Raw genomic sequence first — 26768 nt, 5'->3', positions numbered from 1 at the left:
TTCAGTGGTGCCACCAGGAATCGAACCGGGGACACAAGGATTTTCAGTCCTTTGCTCTACCAACTGAGCTATGGCACCATCATGTCGTTTTGTATATCGTTGTTTCGATTACGGGTGCAAAGGTAGGTATTATTTTTAATCCAGCAAATGTTTTGAAAGAAAAATTCACAGGACAGTAAATTATCTATTTTTCCTGCAAAAAAATCCACTTTTCTCTTGCAGGTTCAAAAACAATGTGTACCTTTGCACCCGTAATCGAGACAACGATACAAAAAAACGGGATGTAGCACAGTTGGCTAGCGCGCCACGTTCGGGACGTGGAGGTCGGAAGTTCGAGTCTTCTCATCCCGACTCATCAAAAAGGCAAGAATCTTGAAAGAGATCTTGCCTTTCTTTTTTCAATCCTATTAATATCTAATGAATAACAAAAGGTATCAACATATATTGTTCGATCTGGACGGTACATTAACCGATCCTATGATTGGTATTACCAGTTCTGTAAAGTACGCCCTCTCCTATTTCAATATAGAAGTAGAAGATTTACGATCTTTATGCCCTTTCATCGGGCCACCATTAAAAACATCCTTTAAGGACTTCTATCAGTTTACAGATGAGCAAGCAGATGTAGCCATTGCTAAATACCGGGAATATTTTTCAAAACAAGGTATTTTCGAGAATACCCTGTATCAAGGTACTGATGAATTACTCCGTTTGCTTACCGAAAACGAAATGAAAATCTACTTAGCCACCTCAAAACCGCAGCCCTTCGCTCAACAAATTCTAGAATATTTCCACTTAGAATCTTATTTTACATTTGTTGGAGGAAGCACATTCGACGGAAGCCGTTCCGAAAAAGCGGATGTAATACAATATGTATTAGACAGCACCGATATAAAAACACGGTCTGACGTAGTCATGATCGGTGATCGTAAATATGATATAGAAGGGGCCAAAGCGAATAACATAGATTCAATAGGAGTCCTTTACGGCTACGGGGATGAAGAAGAACTAGCGAATGCCGGAGCAAACAAAATCGTTACTGATATAAAAGAACTATCATCTTTCCTTCTAACAGGGAATATCCCCATATAGAAAGCTTAAGCAGATCTATAAATCACATTAAAAATAAACATCAGCAATAAAGAGAATGAAATATTTGGAAAGCTCGGCTTCAACCGGGCTACCAATTTTTCTATAGCGATCTTCATCTGTACACGAACCGTACTCTCTTGAACCGATAATATTTCCGCGATCTCCTTCGTTTTCAATCCCTCCTCACGAGACATCAAAAACACAAGACGGCATTTCTCAGGAAGTTCGTCAATCGCTTTATCAAGCATCTCTCTCATCTCTTTTAACTCCAAATGCTCCTCCGGAGAACCCTCATCTTCCTCTTCCATTAATGGCAACAACTCATTTAAAGAAACCCTATTCAAGTCTTTATTCCTTGCTTGAAAACGAAAAGACTCGTTACGTACGGAAATATATAAATAGGTATCTATATTATCAATATCCTTTAATCGTTTCCGGGATTGCCAGACCGAGAAAAAAACATCTGTCACAACTTCACGGCATGCCTCCTTCTCGCCTAAACAATAATAAGCGAAGCGAAAAACCTGATCATAATATAAATTATAAAAACGTTCGAAAGCTCCCCTGTTATCTACCGACACAGATTCAAGCAACCCTTTGATATCTCGCACAAAAACTCCCACTCCTTTTTCTTTGATTTGGCAAACATACTAAATATAATCTAAATGCCTTTTTTAAAAAGCAGACTATTTTTTCTCATATTTTACTTGCATATTCAAATTATTAAACTACTTTTGCACCCGCAATACGGAAGTAGCTCAGTCGGTAGAGCACTGGTCTCCAAAACCAGGTGTCGGGAGTTCGAGCCTCTCCTTCCGTGCATGAGCGGCAACACTATGAATATGTGTTGCCGCTTTTTTATTATTCTCCTTCTCTTCCCATTGCGATAAAAAAGCGTAAATAAGACAACATTTTTCGTTAAAGAGACTATTTTTTCTTTCAATATATAAAGGAATATACTACTTTTATTGCCGATTTTAAATCTAATTGAGACTTAGTGTAAATCGTATACCATAGAAACAGATGACAACTAACAAATTTTCAAATCGATACTCGTCTGAGAGGAAAAAGTATTTTTTCAAAAGTAAGGCGTTTATCCTGTGCCTCGGATTATTTTTGGGAGCTGGGATTATGATCGCCCTTTATAAAACATCTGTATATTTCTCGACAGATGAATCTTGTATGATGTGCCACGTGCATCCTCACGTAGAAAACAGTTGGAAACTTTCCAAGCATGTAAATAATGGAAGTGGCGTTAAGACACATTGCGTAGCTTGTCACCTCCCACCCCAAACAAATACTTGGAAACATTATAGCGCAAAGGCTAAATTGGGTATGAAAGATGTTTGGTCATACTTGACTAAAGACAGCGCGGATTTCAATTGGGAAACTAAGTCCGAGTTGGAACACGCCGTTAAATATATCCCCAATGAATCTTGTAAGGAGTGCCATCAGAACTTATTCCCCGAAGGAATTACCGATGATGGTGTAACGGCACATTTATATTATGATGAGAATGAGAAAAAGCTAGATCTACAATGTATTAGTTGCCATTTGGATGCAGGACATTACAATCCGAACTACAATCACTCCAAGATGGTTGGTATACCAGGACAAAATACATCCGGGGCATCTTCGGATACCAGTTTGTTTTTTAAGGAACCAACTACAGTTACCTCTTTCACCGACTATGTAGAACAAATTCCCGGAACAATGGTCTCATTCAAGATGATTGCTATCCCCGGAGGTTCATTCAAAATGGGTAGTGAGGAAAAAGAGGCATTTCATAAAGCAGATGAGTCGCCTGTACACAACGTAACTGTCAGTCCGTTTTTCATGGCTGAGGTCGAGGTGACTTGGGATCAATACTGGGCTTTCTATGGGAATACGATGAGTGAGGGCCGTACCCCTCCAGAGACCGTATACGCAAATAACAGTAATCCGAATGTCGATGCCATCTCCGGTCCTACACCTCCGTTCGGTTTTCCGGATCAAGGCTGGGGTGGTGGAGATCGCCCGGCTATTACAATGACTCATTATGCGGCCGAGACTTTCTGCCAATGGTTATCCAAGAAAACAGGAAAGACTTATCGTTTACCGACCGAGGCGGAATGGGAATATGCGGCACGTGGCGGCACGGAAACGCCTTATTTCTTTACGGGCAATCCAAAAGATTTCTCCGATCAAGGCTTCTGGCGTAAATTTTTCGACGCAAAGACTGATAGTATAGGTTCTTATGTGATTTATAGCAAGAACAGCAAAAACAAGACGCAAGAACCGGATTTAGTAAAAGCCAATCCCTTTGGTTTAAAGAATATGTTGGGTAATGTAATGGAATATTGTGCCGACAAGTATGATCCTGAAGCTTACGCTAAAAGCGGAAGTAGCGCCACAGATCCATTGGTTACCGAAGGTACTGAGTGGGTAGTGAGAGGCGGTAATTACACCTCCGATGCGGCAGATCTTCGCTGCGCTTCCCGTGATTATACCAAACATGAAGCTTGGTTAAAAACCGATCCGCAACAACCGAAGAGTATCTGGTGGTACTCCGATATCAGAGGAATCGGTTTCCGTGTTGTATGTGAACCTAATAAATAGTGTCTAAAAAATAATATCATGAAAAAAGAGAACAGCATTAGCAGAAGATCATTTCTGAAAAGTTCAGCCCTAGCGGGTGCGCTTGGAGCAATTGGAACAGGTAGTACAGTTGGTGTATTAACTTCTTGTGGTGGAGGTGAAAGTGCGAACGCAATAAAGCCTTTGAAAGAACCCGGTACTTATTACGTGCCCGAATTACCAGATCTGGCGACTGATGGAAAAGAACTAAAAGCTGGTGTAATCGGTTGTGGCGGACGTGGTTCCGGAGCCGCTTTTAACTTCTTGAACGCTGCGAACGGCGTTACGATCGTGGCTTTAGGCGATACGTTCCAAGAACGTGTCGATGATTTGGCAAAGAAATTAAAAGATGAGAAAGGAATTGATGTACCGGCTGATAAACGTTTCGTCGGCTTGGATGCATACAAACAAGTGATTGATAGCGGTGTAGATGTAGTGATCGTCGCCACTCCTCCCGTATTCCGTCCAGTTCATTTCCAATACGCCACAGAAAAGGGCAAACATTCCTTCTTAGAGAAACCTATCTGTGTTGATCCGGTTGGTTACCGTACCATTATGGCTACCGCAAAACAAGCTGCGGCAAAGAACTTATGTGTCGTAACCGGTACTCAACGCCATCACCAACGCAGTTATGTCGAGTCTTACAAGAAGATCATGGAAGGATTGATCGGTGAGATCACGGGCGGTACGGTTTACTGGAATCAGAATATGCTTTGGTATCGGGATCGTCAACCGGGATGGAACGATTGCGAATATATGATCAAAGACTGGGTAAACTGGAAATGGCTTTCCGGCGACCATATCGTAGAGCAACACGTACATAATATAGATGTATTCACTTGGTTCAGCGGATTGAAACCAGTCAAGGCTGTAGGTTTCGGTTCTCGCCACCGTCGTATCACTGGCGACCAATATGATAACTTCAGCGTTGATTTCACAATGGAAAATGGTATCCATATGCATAGTATGTGCCGCCAGATAGATGGTTGTGCAAATAATGTAAGCGAATTCATCCAAGGAACCAAGGGATCATGGAGCAGTGACACGATGGAGATCAAGGATTTGGCAGGAAACGTTATCTGGAAATATGATAGTGAGGCCGAAAAAGCGAACTTCAAGCAAACTGACCCGTATACATTAGAGCATGTAAACTGGATCAACTGCATCCGTGGTGGTAAACAAATCGAGCAAGCTTCTGAGACTGCTATCTCCAATATGGCCGCAATCATGGGTCGTGAGTCCGCTTACACGGGTGCCGAGACCACTTGGGATGCCATGACTGCCTCAGCATTGGATTACACTCCGAAAGATTTGAACTTAGGAAAGATGGATATGAGCGGCTTCGTCGTTCCTGTTCCGGGTAAACCAATCGACAAGAAATAATCCAGACTGTTTATGACATTAAATAGAAGAAACTTTTTAAGAACCTCCTTATCCGGCGCTGCTTTAGCGGTAGGAAGTACGGCCTTGGCCTCCTGCTCTTCCAAGTCGGCAAACACTGCCAAAGGAGAAAAAGGGAGCGACAAGCCCGGCAAGGACCTTGAATTAAAGCTTTCTTTCCAAGAGGGAATCGCCCCGGGTGAAAGTTTGAACGAGAAACTTGATTTTATGGAGAAGTTGGGCGTTGTAGGTTTTGAGCCGGGTGGCGGAGGATTAGCCAGCCGGGTAAACGAGATCAAGCAGGCCTTAAACGGACGTAATATCAAAGTGAGTGCCATTTGCGCCGGCTTCAAAGGCTTTATTCTTTCTACCGATCCAGCCATCCGCAAGGAATGCATGGATACGATGAAAGAGATCATCGCCGCAGCCGGTGAATTAGGTTCTACGGGCGTGATTATCGTTCCTGCCTTTAATGGTCAAGTCCCCGCCTTGCCTCATACGATGGAGACACGGGATTTCCTTTGCGAGCAATTCAACGAGATGGGAACTTTCGCCGCCCAGCATGGGACTAGCGTCATCTTTGAACCTTTGAACCGAAAAGAGTGTTTTTATCTACGTCAAGTAGCCGACGCCGCCTCTTTATGCCGGGATATCAATAATCCGGGTGTACGTTGCATGGGCGACTTCTGGCATATGACATGGGAAGAGACCTCTGATATGGGAGCCTTTATCTCCGGTGGAGAGTATCTCCAACACGTACACGTGGCCAGCCGCAAACGTCGCAGCATGCCGGGTGAGGATGGAGATGCCGATAACTATATCAATGGCTTCAAGGGATTGAAAATGATTGGTTATAACAACTACGTAAGTTTCGAGTGCGGATGTCAGGGAGACCGTAACGTGGTAGTCCCCGCCGCCGTCAAGTTATTACGTGAACAATGGGAACAAGCTTGATAAGATGCCTTTAGTATACCCAAATATGCAATTGAGTGAGGTGGTGGAAGAACACCCCTCACTCATTCCCGTAATCAACCGGTTTGGGATTCGTCTCGGGCTTGGCGACAAATCGGTGAAGACGCTCTGTGAAGAACATTCGCTGGATACGGACTTTTTATTGACAGTGATCAATACCTTCCTCAACGAGGAGTATTTTCCGGAGAAGAAGTTACAAACTTTCCATACATCGCAGATCATTGATTACCTGACAAAGACGAACCAATACTATTTACGTTATCAGCTTCCCAATATAGAACGCCATCTAGGTTCCTTTATCTCGATGAGTACGCCAGGCAATCCTACTCTTGGATTGATAGGACGCTTCTTCTCCTCGTTCAAGGAAGAACTCATCGCCCGCATTGAGAAAGATGATAAGATATGGTTCCCCTACTGCATGTCGTTAAGTAAAAAGCTGGGAAAAGAACCGGCGGGAACGATCGATGGATTGCAAATCACCTCCGAGCAACGTACGGAAGATACCATCGAGGCCCTTTTAGCCGACTTAAAAAGTATCATGGTCAAGCATCTTTCGGGAGATTACGACGAGAATTTATGTTATGCCGTCCTCTTCTCCATCTGTAGTCTGGAGAAAGATATCAAACAACACAACCGGATCCGGTATCGAATCCTTACCCCCATGGTCTCGGCCATGGAAAAATTATGTATCTAACGATCTGAAATGCATCGAAACAAACAAATAGCGATCATACTGTCTGATACCCTAAGAAGTATTGGGCTGCAAAGCTTGCTGACCGACTACTTCCCCCCGGTAGAGGTTTGCTATTTTCCAAATTTCGAGATGCTTTCCTCCACAGGAAGCGACACCTACGATTACTATTTCACCGATTCTGATACCCTTGTGCTCAACGCAGATTTCTTCCTCCCGAGAAGAAACAAGACCGCCCTCCTCATCGACAGCACCGAAGAACACGGGGCACTCTCGTCTACGAACCGTATCACGTTACGTTCCTCCCAAGAGACCATTATCGAGCAATTGCAACAATTATTTACGAGCGACAGCTCCAGCAACACCACAACCGAAAACAACAAGGACCTATCCAGCCGTGAGGTAGACGTACTTCAACTGATCGTAAAAGGCATCACGAATAAAGAGATCGCCGATAAGCTGAACATCAGCTTGAACACCGTCCTCACCCATCGTAAGAACATCACCGCCAAGCTGGGCATCAAGACCGTATCCGGCCTCACCTTCTACGCCATCATGAACGGGATCATCTCCGGCGACGATATCGAACTATAGCGAAGCCAACAAACCAGCTTTCAAAATCACTACATCTAGTGATTGACCATCCTGTTTCTTTACCGTTTCTTCGCGATTGAAAAAATATACTAACAAAAGAAATTCGATGAAGAGACACTACTTAGGTATCATCGCCCTAGGTGCGTTGGGGCTGCAAAATGTATACGCCGAGGACATCAAGGCTAACGAGAACGACACGATAAAAACCTATAACATGGGTGAGGTAATCGTGACCTCATCCACGAAGGAGACAAATAATCTCCGCACGTTACCCGGTTCCGTATCGATCCTTTCCCCACAAATGATCTCCGGCAGGCAGATCGACGCATTAAAGGATATAAGTTCTTTCGTCCCTAACCTATACATGCCGGATTATGGGGCAAAACTAACCTCGGCCATCTATATCCGCGGTATCGGAGCCAGAAGTAGCGGACAATCCGTGGGTTTATATGTAGACAACGTGCCTTATCTGGATAAAAGCACCTTCGATTTCGAGCTGACCGATATCCAACGCATCGAGGTATTACGAGGGCCGCAAGGAACCTTGTATGGTCGTAACGCCATGGGGGGCATCGTAAATATCTATACCATCTCCCCGTTCGATTACCAAGGAAAGAAACTCTCCCTATCGGCCGGAAGCTACGGGCAATATAAAGTCAAGGCCTCCCATTATGCTAAGTTGAGCGAAACCATCGGATTCACCGCCGCCGCTTACTATGACCATAGCGACGGCTTCTACACCAATGCCTACGATGGGAAAAAGATCGATAAGGAAGACAATGTAGGCGGCCGATTCAAATTAGAAGGTCGCTTCAATCCAAACTTCCGTGCCTCCTACTCCCTTTCCGTAGATTATACGGATCAAGGAGCGTTTCCATATGGTATGTTCATCGGAACCGGAAATACCGATCACAAGTATGTAAATCCTATCAATATCAACGATCCCAGCTCTTATAAACGGACGGTCATCGCCAATAACCTGTCCCTCGAATACCGGAATGAGCACGTGATACTGAGCAGCATCACCGGTCATCAATATTTCAAGGATGACATGAAGATGGATCAAGACTTCTCCCCTCTCTCGATCTTTACCCTCAACCAAAAGCAAAAGCAAAACGCTTTCAGCGAGGAATTGGCGATCAAGAGCAACACGAGGAATAATTACCAATGGTCCTTCGGACTCTACGGTTTCTACGATGATCTACATACAGACGGCCCGGTCGATTTCAAGGAAGATGGGATTAAGACCGTCCTCCAGCCCGTATTCGATCAATTGAAGAAAGATCACCCTAAGATGCCCTATCTAAAAATACTGGACGATCATCTTTATATTCCGGGTTCTTTCGACACCCCTTCTTACGGCCTTGCATTGTATCACCAATCCACTTATAACAACTTGTTCACGGAAGGTCTGTCAATTACCGCCGGTATCCGCTTGGATTACGAGAAGCAAAAGATGGATTACAATTCCGAGGCTAAGATGAGAATGGGTTTCGGCTTCGTAGAAAACGGACCGGTTATCGACATCGAGAAACTTTTCCCGATCCCAACCACCGTGATGGACGCCAGTGTCTCCCAAGACTTCTGGCAAGTACTTCCGAAAGTCTCTTTAAAGTACGAATGCTCGTCAAACACGTTCACCTATGTATCGGTAGCGAAAGGTTATAAGACCGGGGGCTACAACGTACAAATGTCGGCAGACGTGATGCAAAGCCAGATGCAATACGATATGATGAGCGCTTTCAAGGACATGATGCCGATCGAGGTCAAAGAACCTACCCCCATCGAGGAAGTAGCCTCCTACAAACCGGAGAAAAGCTGGAACTACGAGATCGGTATCCGTAGCGAGTTGCTATTCCAACGCCTAAGCGCAGAATTAACAGGTTTCTATATGGACATTCAAGACGTGCAGTTGACCAAGTTCGTGAACAGCGGCAACGGCCGTATCCTCACCAACGCCGGGAAAGCCAAAAGCTACGGTATAGAGGCCTCCTTGCGTGCCCGCATCATCGATGGGCTAACCGCCGACGTTAATTACGGTTTCACCCATGCTACGTTCCGGGATTACAACAATGGGAAAGAGGATTTCAAGAACAACTTCATCCCATATACCCCACGTCATACCTTCAACGTAGGACTGCAATACACCCGCCTGTTCCGTAACGCATGGATAGACCAATTCTCCGCCTCCGCCCAATTCAGCGGTGTCGGAAAGATCTTCTGGACCGAGCGAAACGACATCTACCAGAAATTCTACGGAACGGTGAACGCAAAGGTAGGCGTACGCAAAGGTATCGTCAACGTAAACCTATGGAGCCGTAATATAACGAACACCCATTACTCTGCATTTTATTTCGAGTCATTCGGGAATCCGTTTATCCAACTAGGTAAGCCTTTCCAGATCGGTGCGGAGGTGGCGATCGCCTTTTAAGCGCAAGCGTTCAATAGAAATAAAAAACGGGAGAGCCGGCTATTACACCAACTCTCCCGATAACATTTCACATAAAAACAAAATCGATCTTTTTTATCTAGCTATTTTAAAAATCGTAAGAAATATCAGCTTAAAGTACTCAAACAATGTAGGATGGTTAATATATCTCATATTGAGTTCAATTTTCGCCGGCATAATATCCTCAACATAAGTTTTGTCGGGATTTGAAGACTGTCCAAGTAACCTATTTTCATCCATATACACTATAGATGCGTAATCTGTAATACCCGGCCGGACAGCCAACACACGCCTTTGTTCAGTCGTATACATATCGACATACTTACGCACCTCGGGCCGAGGACCTACCAAACTCATATCCCCTTTAAGTACATTGATCAATTGAGGAAACTCATCCAATTTATACTTACGGATATAATAACCAGACCGTGTAATCCGTGGATCACGCCCTCCTACGGTAATAAGTCCCTTCTTATCAGAACCTACACGCATACTTCGAAATTTAAGCAACTGAAAATCTCGATTGTTACGTCCTACACGAATTTGCCTATAAAAAACAGGTCCGGTAGAATCACACTTAATCCAAATTGCCAGAATAACAAACAAAGGACTTAGCAAGATAAGACCTATCCCGCTGGCTACAACATCAAAAAAACGTTTCAAATCGATTGATTATTTTATTGGGTAATAATATCAACAAAATTAGAAATCACATACTCTACGTCCTCATTCGTAAGACTGGTATGCAAAGGAAGAGTAATCTCGTTATGGTATTGGTTGTAAGCATTCGGATAATCTACGATATCAAAACCTAAATTTTTATAGGCCGTCATCATTGGTAAAGGCTTATAATGTACGTTACAAGCGATTCCACGTTCAGCCATCCGCTCTATCACAGCATTTCGATATTCCACATCCTCACCAAGCAAACGTACTAGATACAAATGCCCACTCGAAGAATGGTCATCACCAAAATGATCCAAGACCTGCACATCGCACCCCCTCAGTCCTTCATTATACCTCTCAATAATCTGACGACGACGATACAGCATTTCCGGATAACGCTTCAACTGCGCAAGACCAATACCCGCCATTACATCCGTCATATTACACTTATAATACGGAGCGACAATATCATACTCCCATGCTCCCAACCTCGTCTTAGCTAGTGCGTCCTTGTTCTGCCCATGAAGGGAAAGCAATTGAAACTGTTTATAAAGAGACTCGTTGTCAACCCCATCATGATTTCTCCAAGTCAACGCACCTCCCTCTGCTGTCGTAAGATTTTTCACGGCATGGAAGGAAAACGAAGTAAAATCAGCGATCTCACCACACATCTTTCCATGCCATTTGGCACCAAAAGCATGGGCGGCATCCGCAAGTACGATAACCCGACCGTATGCCTTCTGGATATCATTCACTGGCGAAAACAAATGTTTCTTGCTCTCTACGGCAGCGAATATCTTATCATAATCACAAACCACACCGGCAAGATCAACAGGCAGAACCACCTTTGTCTTCTCCGTGATCGCATCTGCCAACTTATCATAATCCATCTCAAACGAATCAGGAGCGGTATCTACCATGACAACCTTTGCCCCCACATGACAAGTTACACTTGCGGTAGCGGTATACGTATAAGCGGAAGTAATCACCTCGTCTCCTGGCCCAACGCCCAAAACACGCAATATCAACTCCATACAAGCCGTAGCCGAATTCAAGCATACAGCTTGATCCGTTTGGCAGCACATGGCAATTAATCTCTCAAATTCTTTTGTCTTAGGCCCCGTGGTAATCCAGCCGGAACGAAGAGCCTCGGCAACCTCATTGATCTCTGCCTCTGACATATCGGGAGGCGAAAAAGGTATCTTTTTCATCATATACCTAATATTACTTGATTCTGAAAATTTTTAAAAAGCACCAAAAAAACACATGAAAAACAGAACGTAATAAATTCAATTGCTCTATTTTGCGATACAAATGCCAATGATATTTTACTAAACTGAACTTATTAACTGATATAGAGTTAGGACGTATACGATATTTCACCAGGACATTAGGAATACCCCAAATATACGGTTCAACTCTTAACATTTTAAGCCACAAAGCATCATCATTTCTCTTACGTATATTAGGGACCTCAAATTTTCCCATTTTAGACACATCATACATCACTGTAGAATTACCAACAGGACAATCCAAAAGCAATCTGTTATAATTAACTCTACTAACCGCACGAACAATCCTATTCAGAGTCTTTCCTGACTCATTTATTTGTTCATAAGATGTGCAAGTAAAAGCATATCCATTTTTTATCATGAAGTCCAATTGGACAAATAACTTATTTGGCATCCACAAATCATCACTATCCAAAAAAGCGATATATTTTCCAGAAGCCAAACGCATCGCTACAGTACGAGCAACCGCCGCCCCTGAATTATTTGCTAATCGATAATACTTAATACGAGAATCCCGCTTTTGATATTTAGAAACTATTTTGTCCGTATCATCAGAAGAGCAATCATCTACGATTATCATTTCCCAATTAATATATGTTTGAGAAATAACCGTATCAATTGTTTCCCCTATATATTGAGCACAATTATATGTAGGAGTTATTATAGATACCAGTCCTAAATCATCCATATCACCGACCTATACATTCATATGTAAAACCAAAACTCTCCAATTCCTTCGAATCATAAATATTACGACCATCTAATAAAAAATATTGCCTCATGACCTTTTTCAAAATAGCCCAACTCGGTAACCTAAATTGCTTCCATTCTGTTAATAACAAGAGAGCATCAGCATCTATTGTAGCTTCATACATATCTTGAGCATAAACCACCTTATCTCCAATCCTACATTTACATTCATCCATTGCTACAGGATCAAAAACTTTAACGATAGCTCCAGCTTTAACAAGCAAATCGATCATCACCAAAGAAGTAGCCTCACGCATATCATCTGTTTCTGGTTTAAAAGCCAAGCCCCATAAAGCAATGATCTTTCCTTTCAATGAAGGTAAATGTTTTGTCAGTTTTGAAAAAAGTATAGTTTTTTGATGTTCATTTACCTCCTCCACAGCTTTTAACACCTTCATAGAATAACCATTCTTTTCTGCAGTCTTAATTAAAGCTTTTACATCTTTAGGGAAGCAACTTCCACCATAGCCACAACCTGGATACAAAAATTTATTCCCTATGCGACTATCAGAGCCAATACCTTTACGAACCATATTTACATCAGCACCAAGTAATTCACAAAGATTAGCAATATCGTTCATAAAGGATATACGGGTTGCTAGCATACTATTTGCTGCATATTTTATCATTTCCGCTGAAGCGATATCTGTAAATATCACTCGAAAATTATTTAAGAGAAACGGACGATAGAGTTTACTCATTATCTCTTTTGCCCTCTCCGACTCCATACCTACTACTACCCGATCCGGGCTCATGAAATCCTTAATTGCCGCACCTTCCTTCAGGAATTCAGGATTCGAGCCCACATCGAAAGGGACATTCACTCCACGTTTATCCAACTCCTCTTGAATAGCAACCTTTATCTTCCGTGCCGTACCTACGGGAACCGTACTCTTGGTTACCAATACCGTATATTTGCTAATATTCTGACCAAACGTACGAGCTACCTCCAACACATAATGTAGATCTGCACTACCATCCTCATCCGGAGGTGTACCCACAGCACAAAAAACGATATCCACACTATCCAGACAAGAGGTCAAATCTGTCGCAAAATGAAGCCTGCCTCCCTTGGAATTACGTAATACCATCTCTTCCAAACCTGGCTCATAGATCGGAATATTCCCCTCCAATAAATTTTTTATTTTCGCTTGGTCAACATCTATACATGTGACATCTACTCCCATTTCTGCAAAACAAGTTCCTGACACCAAACCCACATAACCGGTGCCGACAATCGCAATGTTCATCTAAAAATATTTATTAATTACCCAAGTATCTTTTGGAATAAATCCTTCCACTCACAAACAATATTACGCACATCAAAACGCTCAACGCTTTCGAATGCATTTCTTCCTATTTGTTGTCTCAATTCTGCATTTTCTATCAATCGAGATAACCCTTTTTCAAAATCAGCCTTTTTTTGATTTTCTATTAGCATACCTACATTTTCATCGCAAATAATATCAGATGGGCCATTAGGACAATCAAAAGAGATACACGCAAGACCCTGACTCATAGCCTCAACAAGCACCATAGGAAAGCCCTCAAAACGTGAAGGCATAGCAAATATCGATGCTTTATGATACTCACATTCTATCCGATCTGTTACTCCCATAAATTTAAAACAACTCGTCAATCCCGCTTTATCAACCTGACTTTGCAATTCTCTTAGAAGGACTCCACTTCCATAAATTTCTACTACCCAATCCGGATATTTCAAATGTATATTTCCAAATATTTCTATAAGCGTATCAAATCCTTTTTGATAAACTAAACGCCCTACTGAAATAATTTTTTTATTTATTAGAGGAAAACAGGAACGATTCGATAAAACAACAGGATTTGCAATTGTAACAATCTTACTCAATCCTTCTGATCTAAAAGCAGATTTATCATTATTCGTAAGTACAACTAGCTGTGCAAGCTGTTTATAAACAACATGACGAATTCTACGTATTACACTATTATAATATCCGTAAAACACATGTTCTACTCCAATAACTCTACTCATATTAAGTCCTGCAATCCACAACGTAAACGTATTAGGAAATGATTGAGAAAGAATTAAATCAAATCGATTTAGCATAAAAAATTTACGTACTTTACCTATCATTTCAAAATGATGTATAAAACGAGTTAACGAGCCAGGATGTCCATCAAATTTCTTTTCTGATAAATATACGATTTTAACATTATTATCAAAAAAGTAATTAGGAGTGGGATGAGAATGAAACTGCGACACTATTGTAATATCAAATTCCGAATCTTTTGATTGCTCAGTCGTTAATATTGAAAGTACACGTTCTATTCCACCTGTAGTAGTAATATCACCAATAAAATAACATATTTTCATCACAAATTTTAATTTCTAATAGATACAAATTCACCCAAGAATCTCGATACAAAAAAAGTAAAATTATATTTAAATGGATTAGATACAAAAATTCTAACATAATAGAATTGATGTAATATACAATTAATAACTCTTTCCTTAAGACTACGTTTATTAAACAATGCACTACCTAAACGATAACGACGATAATAAACTGCTGAAGGAGAAGTAATAGCAAAATAACGAAACCTATCACTAATAAGAAACATAAAAAGAGTGTCTTCTCCATTTCGAAAATTAATATCAAACCTCCGCTCTTTTATGATATCCATTGGAATAAGTTTCATACAAGGTCCAGAAAAATATTTCCTAACTTTAGATGAAAGTTTCAAACATCTTGTTTGACGGCTACAATATTCATAAGCATCAGTAATATAATAAGGCAATTGCATTTCTGGAGTTCCATCATTAAACGCATATGGATAGCAAAGAGAAATAGTATCTAATGAAGCTTTGGCATAAAGTTCTTCCAAATAAAATGGAGATACATAATCATCATCATCTATAAAAGCCACATAAGAACCTTTTGCATAATCCAGAGCTATATTACGAGCATTAGAAACTCCTGGCTGATCTACTTGAATCAAGTACACATTAGACATAACATTTTTCAATAGATATTCTTCGATTTCCGATTTGTAAGGTTCACAACATCCATTTAGCACAAGCAATATTTCAAAATCATCAACAGGAAAAGTCTGTTCTTTCAATGAATTAAGACATTCCCAAAGATAATATTTAGGCTTATAAGTTGGTACAACAACAGAAATTTTCATCCGAACATTTTTTAATGAAAAAAGATAGAATCAAAAGCATATTCGCCTGTAGAAAAGCGAGTAACCTTCAATGCATACACCAATAAAATAAAAAAGCACAAAAGTAAATAAAGCAAATAGGAAGCCAATGTTTTTTTCTTATATAGATAAATCAGAAAATAGACAAAAGGGATACATGAAAGTATTGTAAAATACATTCCAAATCTATTAGTCAATGTATTAGATAAGCAAGCCATAAATATGGCATACGAATACACTCCTATCACAAATATACTTTTCTCATCAAAATTCAAATCATACTTCTTAAACTTATATATAGAACATAAAACCACAGGAGTATACATCAATTTTGTCAATTTATTAAACAAGCTAACCTCTTGAACGTAATCACTATCTAAATAACTATCATACAAATTAGTAATAGCTATAAAAGAATACAACCACTCTTCTTTAAAGAAAAAATTAAAAGCAATAGAAAACAGCACTATAGAAGACAATAAAAATCTACTATTTTGCAATTTAAAAAAATAAAACAAAAGCAATATTGGAACTAATATTACCGCAGACATATGCCAACTAAACGATAGAAAAAAAGCAATTAAAAAGAGAACATATTTTTTATTCAGCATATACAATACAGAAGATGTAAAAAAATACACAGCTACATATTGCCTAACGCCATTCATTTGATTATTAAAAACAGTTGAAACAGTAACAAACACAAACACGAATATAAATACATATTTTGAAGTAGTTATAGTTCTCGAAATTTGCAACAAAGAAAGTATCCAAAAAAACGCAATTATAAAAAACAAATCCTGCCCATAAAAACCTAGATAATTACATAAATATACAAAATACACAAAGCCAAACTCTGTATCTTCATTTTTTGCAGAATCAATATTCTTAAAAAGTGACAAATATGTTGGATAATCAGTTCCCACATAATACTGACTTCCTATTATCAATACCCAAGCGAATATCACAGGTAAGCTAAATACTATTACAGTTTTATAACCTACCTCTTTATATTTAGATAATAATAACAAATACAAATATGAGCAAACAGCAAATAACAGATACACCATATTCAAATAGGAAACACGCTAAAAACTATTTATAAAGAACAATATATAAACAAATCTTCAACTCTCATAACAAATACCACAGCTCTTCTACACTAATGAATCCCTAATAAAATCTAAACTTTTCTTACGAAAAACACCTAATGAATTCGATTTATATTTATTTATAATATCCACAAAACGAGCACAACCTCTCTTCATATTCACAACATTACGAAATTCTTTCTCGAAAATAATCGAAAAAATAGTTCCATGAAATGAATCTGTTACAACAAAACTGGCATCTCGAAATATAGCCAACCATTCTTCCACTTTCAAATTAGCATTTCGATCTGCGGAAAAATACTTAATGGCAAGACCCCGTTTTTTTGCTTCCTCTTTTATAATATCTTCCACATCTTTTTTAGGATCAAGAACGTAAACAGCTAAAAATCTCTCATTACATATTGGTATCTCTTCACACAGCTTGGCATATTCATCCTTAGCGAGAAGGAGTGTTGGATCAAGTACAGATATAGCATTCACTCCCAAATATTTCTCACACAAATCAACACCACTCGATTCTCGTACAGATATAGCATCAAATTGTTTAACTAAAGTTGCACAAAGCGAAGTTTGTCCTTTTGAAAACTCCCAATTATTCACACCAAAAGATGCGGCATAAGCAATCTTCCTTCCTTTAAACGAATGTGCAAACCGAAGAAACATATCAGGTAACGTCCGAACATTATACCTGGGACGCCATACTTGATCGCTACCTACAATTAAAGCATCTAACTCATATTCTTTTACTATACTCATAGTATAGTATCTACATAAATGAGACGTTACTATCCGTTCACGCACAAAATTATCGAACAAAGAACTACGTTCACCATTCCATCTCGTAAATTTACGCCTATGCGAAGGAATAAACCACAGTAATATAGACTTAATTGTAGAAAGAATAAATATTTTAATTCCCGGATGCGGATAAACATCAATCGTAATAGGTTTATGACCTAATTTAATTAATACTTGTTGTAAAGCCCAATTTTGCAATATTCCCCCATAATTACTTTTAAGTGGAGAAGTTAAAATTCCTATTTTCATTTATTAAATACTAACTATCTTATTGAAGATTTTCATCCAATCTCATTTTCCCATCATTTTTTTGATAAGCTCTCTTCCTTGTTCTCCCACAACATTTTTTGTCACTTTTTTCAACACACCTTTAACTGATATATTAAGATTGCATACCATCCGAATAGCCTCACTCTCATCCTCATTCGTTGTAAACACTTCGAATAACATAGGGTGATCGGTCATTTCTGGTAAAAGGAAGCGATCTAAATGTTGCAAATATTCCTCTTTACTGTCGGCTGAAAGATATTCATATCCTAAATCTTCCGCATAGTGCCGCACTAATTGACGTGACTTATTGCCATAATGCCCGGCTGCAGCAATAAATTTATCTGCTTCCTCACCAAAAGCTGCACCCGGATGCATATAATTACGAAATTCTGTTCCTTTACCATTATTCACCAATAGAATTCGGACATTCCGACCTACATGGCGATTACCTAACACATTCATATCGTAAAAAAAAGAGAGATCACCCGCTACACAAAAATAAAGCTTATCAAGATGAACTAACGAAGCCCCCACGAATGAAGAGATATAGCCATCTATTCCAAAACCTCCTGTATTGGAATACCCATACACCGTATCAGGAATATCGAAATAATTCCATGTACGCAATGTATTAAGAATCCCTAGGAAAAGCACACTATTGGCAGGTATGCGTAATGAGGTTTCATGAGCAATCCAGACATTGGAAAACGGCAAAGTATCAGCCATAACTTTCGCCCATGTGGATTTCAATTTTGTCCAACAGGTATCAAAGTAAGCATGGCAAGCTGGTCTAACGGTATCCGCATAATGTTCAAAAAACGCCTGCTCCTCCATCTCGAATACACAAGTCAATTTACGATAAGTATCACGAAGTTCACCATCCAGATTAACACGCCATACTGCATGGGGAGACAGACCTATATATCCGCCTGACACCTCTCCAATATGTACTAATAAATCCATATCTGTCAACTCGAAGCACTCTTTTTCTTGCGAAGAAAGAATAGAGACCGGTACACGATATTTACCTTTATAACCACTGGTATGATCCGTGAACACCACCGCATCGTATGTAGCGCAGAAAGCATCAAGAGCAGCCGTTTCCGCATCAGTAAACTTACGGTGAGCGCCAACAAAGACAGCGACACTCCCTTTCGGCAACTCAGGGAAAACATCTTGAGGCATAACACGATGAATCATTCGTGCTTGTGGTAACACCTTTACCGAATAGTCACGGCTATAAGTGGTAGTCAAGTTTATATGTACTGGGCCGCCTCCATGATGGCGGAGTTCCAACAACGCCCGGTTTATCTTTATGGTATTACTCCATTCCGTCGTGATATCATCGGTCACGGGGATATGCTCACTCAAAAGGGCGATGTCATTCTGTATGGCACGACGGTCTATCACCTGTGCGATATGATGACCGATCCGGGAAATATCTTGCGAACTCGTGACCGCCAATACCGGCAATTTACGGTAATAGGCCTCCGTTAGGCCCGAAATATAATTACGAGAAGCGGTCGCCCCCGTACAGGTCAACACGACCGGTTCCCCCAATTCCGCCGCCATACCGCATGCGATATATGCAGCACTGCGCTCATCCACGCTTGAATACATCTCAAACCAACTGTCTTGCTGCAAACTTGCGACAAACGAAAGATTTGTGGTACCTGGGGATGCTACTATCTTTTTGATATTATGTTGTTTTAGTAATGAGATCAGGAGCTGAATGCTTCTTTCCGAACTATAATATTTTCCTTCCATACCTATCTCTATCTATGATTTATTACATATTTCACACACTCTAAAGGAAGTTCCCTAAACAAGAGATACACCATATACAGCTTGAAGCTCTCTACTTCACGTATAGGCGTAAATTCCACGCTCACTCGATCCAATAGGGCTTCATTCCTCCAACCTATAGTTTTAAAACGTCGACTGTTTATCAATGCGCACAGGCACCGTTGAAGAGATATCCGTACATCCGAGAATCTCAAATCAGGAACCGCAGAAAGGATCTTACGATTATCAAATTTCCTGTCAAACAAGCGACAATACTTCACTTGATATTGAGTACGCTTGAACAACAAATTCAAACAAGTATCAGTATAAACCACAGGGGGACGCTTTCCGGCACATTCCTCGATCGTCCGCACATAAAGATCCAATACCTCTTGCCAAGTAAGCGACTCAGCTGTCACTATATTAAAATCCTCACCCAAAGCCATCGCATTACCAATAAGCCCGGCAATACCTTGAGCCACATCTTCGCCATAAGTCAATGTCGTATAATGACTCGCAATGTCTTTCGAGAAAACGATCGCACGTCCCTGCAACGCTCTATACAACCATTGTTCCTTCTCATAAACCCCTAACTGTAAACGAATATCGCTAAATGTGATGTACGGTCTGACAATCGTCCAGTTTTTATATCCGGAAGCCCGTAATAAATTCTCTTGCAATGCTTTAGTCAAAGCATACTCATCGGTTTTCAAGTAATCGGTATCCGACGTTATATCCAATAGACGAGGAGATCTTTCCGTTATATACGCATCCTCGTTAGCGAATATTCTGGCTGAACTTAGGTAGACATACTGATTCGTATATCTCAAAAGTAAGTCAACCCGCCTAGCGAACTCATCCGTATGATACACCATGAAATCTACAATCGCATCCCAGCCCTCCCGTAAGATTTCCTCTATAAATAAAGGATCATGCGCATTACCTCTCAGATAGGTAATGCCAGCGTTATTCATCCTATCCTTACGGGTAGTTACAAACACATCATTTCCTTGTTTTGATAAGAGCATGGCTAAATGAACACCCATAGCCCCTGTTCCTCCCAACAGTAATATTCTCATTGTACAATTGCTTCTTATTTATTTTCTAGGGTATTCAGTTTGATGTTTCTGATTTTAGTACTAAAATAAAAAAGTTGGGACATAAGACTGAACACCCTATTTATTTTCTTATAAACACAATTTATTCTTTATCGTAGTTCGCAAAAATTTACGTTCATTACGAGTTAGTCCTAAAACATAGACCATCAAACCAGCAAACAGAAAAACAAGTAACATTGATAATATAAAATTGGCAAAAGCATTGTTAAGGGGCAGACAAATCCACCAAGCAAATATTCCCGTTACAGCGGCCACTAAAAGGGCATTACCCAACACCTCCACACAATATCGTTTAACTGGCAACTGATAGGTCTTACCCGACAGCCATACACGACTAATGATAATACCTACCTCTACCACGATGGATATCCAATATACGCATTCAGGAAAATAACCGTGTTTTAAAGCGATGTAAGAAAAAAAAACATTGCCTATATTCAACACCACTAATGCTATTTCATAAACACGTATATTCCCTTCTGCCAAAAGACCGGTCATCAAAGGCTGCACAAGACAATCCATCAGGCAAAAGACCATCAACAATTGAATAAACACAGCCGTATATTCCGGTACAGACACAAGCCAAAAAGAAAGTATGTAATCAATACCTTTCATCAATGGAACACCTAACATTAACATCAGATAAAACGAGAAGCGAGAACTTTTAAATATCAGACGATGCATATCCTGCAAATTGCCCGATGAATATAATTTAGTGATTTGTGGATTTACCGCCTGCATAAAATTACTGACAAACAAGGTTATCGCACCCGTTACCTGAGACGTGATTCCTCGAGCGGCATTTACTATAGGACCGCAAAATATATTCAACAAGATATTTACACCATGCTCTTTCAGCACAAATGAACCATTTCCCAAGAACGCCCAACCTGAAAAAACGAACATTTTATAAAGCAATCGCCTGTCAAATCCCCATACGAAACAGCACTCCGCAAAATGACGTTTACAATAGGCAGCATATATAAAGCGAACAACCAAGGACACCAGCGCCATACTTAAAGCATATAACCATAATTTATCAAGAGGGGAAATTACCAGCAAATAAGCTACCACCAATTTCAAAGTCACTTCCACAACACTGATATAAGCGAACGCTTTCATCTGCTCGTGAGCAATTATCAACGCATTATAGGGAACACTCAACAAATTAATAAAAAAGTTCAACGTGGAAAAGCCTAACACATAAAGCGCAACATCAAGACGCTCGGCCGGTATAACCATCTTATATTCTACAAACCAAACTCCAAACGTACCTAGTAGCATGGCGATAACAAGTCCCATAGCTATTTGTATCAGCAAAGAGGAAGAGAATATGCTTCGCAATCGCAAAGTAGTGACATCTGGCTGCCCCATCTCGTAAGTAATGAAACGGCTGATTGCCACCGACAAAGCTCCTGACAATATATTAAACATGGCCACAAATCCTCCCACTACATTGTATATACCATAATCTTCCTCTCCTAACACATCCAGCACTACCCGCACCGTATAGAGGCTTACCGCCATTACTAATATTTGACGGAAGTAAAGGAACATTGTATTCCTCGCTATTCGCTTGTTATTCTCTGATGTAGTAGACATGATTGAATATAAATTCGCCTCAAGAATCAAGGCATAGCATTGAAAGCTACAAGTTAATATCTCATGCAGCCTTGAGACAAGCACTCAATTTATGGCATCCCCCTTTGAAAGGGCACATAAGTGCGCCTTAAACTGAGTTTTGTTAATTAATTAGTTTTGAATTTAACATTGGCTTGTAGCCAATGTGATTTTGTCAGGAACCATGTTAACATAATCTCAGCACCCGCTAAAGATATTTTTGAAAAAAGTTCCGATGTATCACTATACGGCAACACCCTGTTCTGCTTCCTTTGTTTCCGTAAGCCTGATACATCTTTATCAGACTACAGTAGCTTGTAATTCTCAACAAGACATAGAACCCTCGATAACCCAATCCCCCAACGTATGCCGCTCACTATCAAAATTAATCCCAACCTTTACGATCGGCAACCCACAAAGAGCGAAGCGCTCCGGATAATTGCGCAAATTGATTTACTCAAGGGCTATATCCGCAGTCTTGTTTAACTTCAACTCCACGACATAGAGCGTTGTCGGTGTGCACATCACCATATCCACACGGCCTTTCGGGGTACTGACTTCCACGTTCACATACATTCCTAGCAGGCTGAAGATCGTGTAAAGCAAGGACTGGTAATGGCCCTCGTAATCCGTATTGTCACATCGGGGGATGGTGGACAGGAAGGTCTACAATAGACGCAGAGCGTCGTACTCGTCGATCAAGACAACCACCTTTTGGCTGGTCTGGGCGTAGGCCCGTTTGATGAGACTTTCCAAACGTTGGTTCGTCAAAACAAATATAACGTTCCCTAAACGATCAATTTTCAACCCTCTATTTTTCCATTCCATGCCTCATCGCCCTATACACCTCCTTGAGCGCCCCGGCTCCATACCCCATGAACTCCAGCTCATCCATCTCTACGCATAGTTCTTGTAGCAAGCGGGTCAGACTCTGGGGATTGATACTCTTTTTTTTTCGCTTTGCTGTAGGTGGCGGTGCCTACGTGGGCCTCCGCACAAAACTCACGGATGGAGATTCCTAACCGCTTACGTGGAAATTCCACTAACTCATCAAATAAAATCTGGTTCAAATCTAAATTTTCCTTCATACTATGCTAATTTTTATTAAACAATCATCCGATATTTCAGCCTATAGGCTGAAACGCAGAATCAATTATTAGCAATAGCTTTAGAAAATTAATCTGAAATCCTATTGATATGGACCAACAAATGTCTTACTTTCTTCCTCCCATCACCAACACGCTTCCTACCGGGAACTGTACACTACGGGAAGTGTACCGATGGATCACCGAGGATAAATCTCTCGAAACGGTTACCAACGAATTACGCGCCTTCATCCGGGAAGGCAGGGTAGCGGAATACCGCCAACTCAAACAGCGACAACTGCCGTTCGTAACGCCCCACGGCGTTTTTTCCCGTCGTAAGAGCGACGCTCTCATCTCCGCCTCGGGGTTGGTAGTGGTCGATATCGACCATCTCGCCTCTCTCGAGGAGGCGGAACAACTCCGGGACCACCTCTTCGAGGACCCCTATCTCGGGACCCGACTCGCCTTTGTCAGCCCCGGAGGACTTGGAGTGAAACTTTTCATCCCCGGAGACGAGACCGTTCGATGGGCCATGAGTTACATACAGCTCCTGTATGCCGACACCTTCAAGGGTGAGGTGGATACCTGTGGCAAGGATATCGCCCGTTGCTGTTTCTTGTCTCACGATTCTAACGCTAAAATATTCATACCATGAACAACGATCTTTCCAAACTAGTAGAAGCGGTACGGGCGGCCCATGCCGACATCGCCCCCACCTACGCCGAGTATGTACAATTGGCTTTCGCCATCGCCACCGATTGCGGAGAGGCAGGACGTAGCGACTTCATCAGTCTCTGCGAGCCATCGCCCAAGTTCAACGCCCTACACGCCAACAAGCTTTTCTCCAGTGCCTTGCGCACCGGAAACCAGAATGTCCATCTGGGCACCGCTTTCCACTTGGCCAAGCTGGCGGGCGTGGAAATAGGTTTCAAGTTTCAAGGTTTCACGAAACCCTTTTCCTCACACACACGTGTGAGTACATATAATACAGCCGATACGGTAGATCAAGCCCACGAGACCAGCGATCGGGAAACCGAGGCAAACGACGCCCCACTCCACATCGGCAGTGAGCCTTACACCTCCCTGCCACGGCTGGTACCCGGCTATCCATGGCCCTCGTTGCTACGGGACATCCTCGGTTTCGCCAATAATGCCGAGCAGCGGGATATCCTTTTGCTCACGGCTCTCACCGCCCTAGGCGCCACCTTGGGCAAGACGGTGCGTTGCCTCTATGGGATGCATTGGATCTATCCCTGTATCCAGCTCTTCGTGATCGCTCCGCCCGCATCGGGTAAGGGCATCATGGCGTGGCTGCGTAAGTTTATCGAGCCTATCCACCGGGAGATCCGCCAACAAGTGGACCTAGCGATGAAACAGTACCGCCAAGATTTGGCGGCCTATCATGCCTTAGGCAAGGAGAAAGCCAAGATGGAGATGCCCCAGATGCCTAAAAACAGTATGTTTATCATCTCCGGCAACAATACCGGGACGGGTATCTTGCAAAATATCATCGATTCGGACGGCACCGGTATCATTTTCGAGACCGAGGCGGATACCATCACCACCGCTATCGGGGGGGATTACGGGCATTGGAGCGATACGCTCCGTAACGCTTTCGACCATGCCGGGCTCTCGTTCAACCGACGGACCGATAACGAATACCGGGAATGCGATTCCACCTTCCTCTCGATGGTGCTCTCGGGTACGCCCGGACAGGTAGCGCCGCTTATCCCCTCGGGCGAGAACGGGCTCTTCAGCCGTGAGGTCTTCTACTACAAATCGCAGATCCGGGAATGGATCGACCAATTCTCCGTCGACGAGGTAGACGCCGAGAAGGAATTCCACCGGATGGGCTACGAGTGGAAGGCCACGATCGATCAGCTCAAGTGCCGGGGTACCATTACCTTGCGCCTCGACGAGCGGCAACAAGCCGCTTTCAACGACAGCTTCGTACGTCTCTTCCTCCGTGCCCGGCAATCCAACGGGCAGGAGATGAACAGTTCCGTGGTACGCCTCGCCATCAACCTCGTACGTTTCATGGAGGTGGTAGCCATGCTTCGTGCCTTGGAACAACCGGAACTATTGCAGCCGGCCCAAGGCATCAACAGCGACAACCTAAAGGACAAGATCATCGGAGGCTGGGAACTCCATATCACCGACGATGACTTCGCCGCCCTTCTGACAATGGCAGAGCCGCTCTACCTCCACGCCACCCATATCCTCTCATTCCTGCCTACCGGCGAGATCACCAGCCGAGGCCTCTCGGAAAAGGACAGTCTGCTCAGCTCCATGCCGGACGAGTTCACCACCGTCCAATGGATGGAGGCCGCCGAGCATGCCAACATCCCCAAGAACACCGCCAAGACATGGCTACGCCGACTATGCGACTCCGGAGCCCTCCTGCATGGCGAGCATAAAGGGATTTACTTGAAACCCTTATAATGTACGTACGTGTGTGTGAGGAAAGAGGGTTCATGAAACCTTGAAACTTGAAACCCTCCTATAGTCATTTTAAAATTCAATACAGATGAAAAAAATAGATCTCGCCCGTCAATATTGCCTGTCAGGCACCCCTTCGAACGCTTTGCATAAGTTGAACCGATATATCCGTGACGTGAAAGGACTGAAAGAGGCCCTTATCCGTCATGGTTATCACTCGAAAGACCGCTCCATCACGCCGAAGCAAGTACAGATATTCTATGATTTTTTAGGGGAACCCTAAAATTCTTCTCCTAGAGCGAATAGGTGGAAACAAATGGTATATCCGGGCTTTCCGCCTATCGTATCTTTGCTACAGAAACAAAAACATCAACCTTGTCTCCTATGCGCTACTTTAATTATCAAGAGTTTGAAGACTCCGCCACGGCCCGGCGAGACGGGATCGACAACAGCCTCACCCCGGTGGCCCGGAGGATGGTCACGATCCTAGTGGAAATGCTACTAGACCCGCTACGGCGGGTCTGGGGCAGCCCCATCGTCATCAGTAGCGGCTATCGCTGCCCCGAATTGAACATCCTTATCGGGGGAGCCAAGCACAGTCACCACCTCCTCGGTTGCGCCGCCGACCTGATAGCCGGCTCTCCAGATGATCATCGCCGCTTGTTCCGACTGATACAAGAGACGCACGAGCTGTGCGGACTCGAGTTCACTCAGCTCATTCTAGAGCCCGGCGCCCGATGGATCCATATCTCTTACGTACCCGGCAACCTTCGCTGTCAGGTTATCGATAAAGAAAAGTCGCCTAATTGACTTAAGTCTTTCAAACCGAAGACTTAAATCAAGGAGCACG

At 42.1% G+C, this 26768-nt stretch carries 24 protein-coding genes, 3 tRNA genes and 2 pseudogenes; 13 read left to right on the top strand and 16 right to left on the bottom strand.

What is annotated here, in order from left to right:
• Positions 1-5: 5 nt before the first annotated feature.
• Positions 6-78 (bottom strand) — tRNA-Phe (locus CI960_RS02685).
• A gap of 199 nt (positions 79-277) precedes the next feature.
• Here CI960_RS02685 and CI960_RS02680 point away from each other — a divergent pair.
• Both CI960_RS02680 and CI960_RS02675 read left to right on the top strand, forming a co-directional pair.
• Positions 278-351 (top strand) — tRNA-Pro (locus CI960_RS02680).
• A 66-nt stretch (positions 352-417) separates the two neighbouring features.
• Entirely contained in the window at positions 418-1092 is a 675-nt protein-coding gene (locus CI960_RS02675; protein WP_005858707.1) for an HAD family hydrolase, read from the top strand.
• Positions 1093-1097: 5 nt separating this feature from the next.
• On the opposite strand, the gene CI960_RS02670 is transcribed toward CI960_RS02675, so the two are convergent.
• Positions 1098-1703 carry an RNA polymerase sigma-70 factor gene (locus CI960_RS02670; protein ID WP_005858709.1) on the bottom strand — a complete coding sequence of 202 codons (606 nt, stop codon included), beginning with the start codon at positions 1701-1703 and terminating at the stop codon, positions 1098-1100.
• A 136-nt stretch (positions 1704-1839) separates the two neighbouring features.
• Here CI960_RS02670 and CI960_RS02665 point away from each other — a divergent pair.
• The 7 genes from CI960_RS02665 to CI960_RS02635 all read left to right on the top strand — a co-directional run bounded on the left by CI960_RS02665 (position 1840) and on the right by CI960_RS02635 (position 9776).
• Positions 1840-1912, top strand: a tRNA-Trp gene (locus tag CI960_RS02665).
• 203 nt (positions 1913-2115) lie between these two features.
• Entirely contained in the window at positions 2116-3690 is a 1575-nt protein-coding gene (locus CI960_RS02660; RefSeq protein ID WP_005858711.1) for an SUMF1/EgtB/PvdO family nonheme iron enzyme, read from the top strand.
• Positions 3691-3708: 18 nt separating this feature from the next.
• Positions 3709-5091 (top strand): Gfo/Idh/MocA family oxidoreductase, encoded by a 1383-nt coding sequence (locus CI960_RS02655; protein WP_005858713.1) that lies wholly within the window; start codon positions 3709-3711, stop codon positions 5089-5091.
• A gap of 12 nt (positions 5092-5103) precedes the next feature.
• Entirely contained in the window at positions 5104-6042 is a 939-nt protein-coding gene (locus CI960_RS02650) for a sugar phosphate isomerase/epimerase (protein WP_005858715.1), read from the top strand.
• 25 nt (positions 6043-6067) lie between these two features.
• Entirely contained in the window at positions 6068-6754 is a 687-nt protein-coding gene (locus CI960_RS02645) for a LuxR family transcriptional regulator (protein ID WP_005858717.1), read from the top strand.
• A 9-nt stretch (positions 6755-6763) separates the two neighbouring features.
• Positions 6764-7345 carry a response regulator transcription factor gene (locus tag CI960_RS02640; RefSeq protein WP_044544493.1) on the top strand — a complete coding sequence of 194 codons (582 nt, stop codon included), beginning with the start codon at positions 6764-6766 and terminating at the stop codon, positions 7343-7345.
• 106 nt (positions 7346-7451) lie between these two features.
• Positions 7452-9776, top strand: a complete 2325-nt coding sequence (locus CI960_RS02635) for a TonB-dependent receptor (RefSeq protein ID WP_005858721.1) — start codon at positions 7452-7454, stop codon at positions 9774-9776.
• Between the two features lie 93 nt (positions 9777-9869).
• On the opposite strand, the gene CI960_RS02630 is transcribed toward CI960_RS02635, so the two are convergent.
• From CI960_RS02630 to CI960_RS02570, 14 genes and pseudogenes are all read right to left on the bottom strand, one after another.
• Positions 9870-10457 (bottom strand): sugar transferase, encoded by a 588-nt coding sequence (locus CI960_RS02630; RefSeq protein ID WP_005858723.1) that lies wholly within the window; start codon positions 10455-10457, stop codon positions 9870-9872.
• 14 nt (positions 10458-10471) lie between these two features.
• The gene (locus CI960_RS02625) at positions 10472-11671 is read right to left on the bottom strand and encodes a DegT/DnrJ/EryC1/StrS aminotransferase family protein (RefSeq protein WP_005858725.1); all 1200 of its coding nucleotides are present in this window, start codon (positions 11669-11671) and stop codon (positions 10472-10474) included.
• A gap of 13 nt (positions 11672-11684) precedes the next feature.
• Positions 11685-12440: a glycosyltransferase family 2 protein gene (locus CI960_RS02620; protein ID WP_005858727.1), complete on the bottom strand. Its 756-nt coding sequence runs from the start codon at positions 12438-12440 to the stop codon at positions 11685-11687.
• Between the two features lies 1 nt (position 12441).
• On the bottom strand, positions 12442-13752 hold the full coding sequence (locus CI960_RS02615; RefSeq protein ID WP_094582196.1) for a UDP-glucose/GDP-mannose dehydrogenase family protein: 1311 nt from the start codon (positions 13750-13752) through the stop codon (positions 12442-12444).
• 17 nt (positions 13753-13769) lie between these two features.
• On the bottom strand, positions 13770-14858 hold the full coding sequence (locus CI960_RS02610; RefSeq protein ID WP_005858730.1) for a glycosyltransferase family 4 protein: 1089 nt from the start codon (positions 14856-14858) through the stop codon (positions 13770-13772).
• Positions 14859-14866: 8 nt separating this feature from the next.
• Positions 14867-15673 carry a glycosyltransferase family 2 protein gene (locus CI960_RS02605; protein ID WP_005858731.1) on the bottom strand — a complete coding sequence of 269 codons (807 nt, stop codon included), beginning with the start codon at positions 15671-15673 and terminating at the stop codon, positions 14867-14869.
• 11 nt (positions 15674-15684) lie between these two features.
• Positions 15685-16761, bottom strand: a complete 1077-nt coding sequence (locus tag CI960_RS02600) for an EpsG family protein (RefSeq protein WP_005858732.1) — start codon at positions 16759-16761, stop codon at positions 15685-15687.
• Positions 16762-16848: 87 nt separating this feature from the next.
• The gene (locus tag CI960_RS02595; protein WP_005858733.1) at positions 16849-17850 is read right to left on the bottom strand and encodes a polysaccharide pyruvyl transferase family protein; all 1002 of its coding nucleotides are present in this window, start codon (positions 17848-17850) and stop codon (positions 16849-16851) included.
• Between the two features lie 42 nt (positions 17851-17892).
• The gene (locus tag CI960_RS02590) at positions 17893-19638 is read right to left on the bottom strand and encodes a thiamine pyrophosphate-binding protein (protein WP_094582194.1); all 1746 of its coding nucleotides are present in this window, start codon (positions 19636-19638) and stop codon (positions 17893-17895) included.
• 8 nt (positions 19639-19646) lie between these two features.
• Entirely contained in the window at positions 19647-20735 is a 1089-nt protein-coding gene (locus CI960_RS02585; protein ID WP_005858735.1) for an NAD-dependent epimerase/dehydratase family protein, read from the bottom strand.
• A gap of 108 nt (positions 20736-20843) precedes the next feature.
• On the bottom strand, positions 20844-22376 hold the full coding sequence (locus tag CI960_RS02580; RefSeq protein ID WP_036629065.1) for a lipopolysaccharide biosynthesis protein: 1533 nt from the start codon (positions 22374-22376) through the stop codon (positions 20844-20846).
• A 342-nt stretch (positions 22377-22718) separates the two neighbouring features.
• A pseudogene (locus CI960_RS23310) lies at positions 22719-23081 on the bottom strand (PD-(D/E)XK nuclease domain-containing protein); the annotation flags it as partial.
• Between the two features lie 33 nt (positions 23082-23114).
• A pseudogene (locus CI960_RS23305) lies at positions 23115-23222 on the bottom strand (hypothetical protein); the annotation flags it as partial.
• Between the two features lie 59 nt (positions 23223-23281).
• The gene (locus CI960_RS02570) at positions 23282-23482 is read right to left on the bottom strand and encodes a hypothetical protein (protein ID WP_005858737.1); all 201 of its coding nucleotides are present in this window, start codon (positions 23480-23482) and stop codon (positions 23282-23284) included.
• A gap of 109 nt (positions 23483-23591) precedes the next feature.
• Here CI960_RS02570 and CI960_RS02565 point away from each other — a divergent pair, with 109 nt between their 5' ends.
• The 4 genes from CI960_RS02565 (at position 23592) to CI960_RS02550 (ending at position 26728) form a co-directional block, all read left to right on the top strand.
• Entirely contained in the window at positions 23592-24134 is a 543-nt protein-coding gene (locus tag CI960_RS02565; protein WP_005858738.1) for a BT4734/BF3469 family protein, read from the top strand.
• Positions 24131-25921: a DUF3987 domain-containing protein gene (locus CI960_RS02560; RefSeq protein ID WP_005858739.1), complete on the top strand. Its 1791-nt coding sequence runs from the start codon at positions 24131-24133 to the stop codon at positions 25919-25921. Before CI960_RS02565 ends, CI960_RS02560 begins: the two co-directional genes overlap by 4 nt.
• Before the next feature lie 85 nt (positions 25922-26006).
• Positions 26007-26201 carry a DUF4248 domain-containing protein gene (locus CI960_RS02555; RefSeq protein WP_005858740.1) on the top strand — a complete coding sequence of 65 codons (195 nt, stop codon included), beginning with the start codon at positions 26007-26009 and terminating at the stop codon, positions 26199-26201.
• Positions 26202-26302: 101 nt separating this feature from the next.
• On the top strand, positions 26303-26728 hold the full coding sequence (locus tag CI960_RS02550; RefSeq protein WP_005858741.1) for a D-Ala-D-Ala carboxypeptidase family metallohydrolase: 426 nt from the start codon (positions 26303-26305) through the stop codon (positions 26726-26728).
• Positions 26729-26768: the final 40 nt, after the last annotated feature.

The sequence above is a fragment of the Parabacteroides sp. CT06 genome (genome assembly GCF_002257605.1).
GTDB classification, from domain to species: domain Bacteria; phylum Bacteroidota; class Bacteroidia; order Bacteroidales; family Tannerellaceae; genus Parabacteroides; species Parabacteroides distasonis.
Note: the sequence above shows the minus strand (reverse complement) of the source record. Positions and strands in the feature narration are given on the sequence as shown.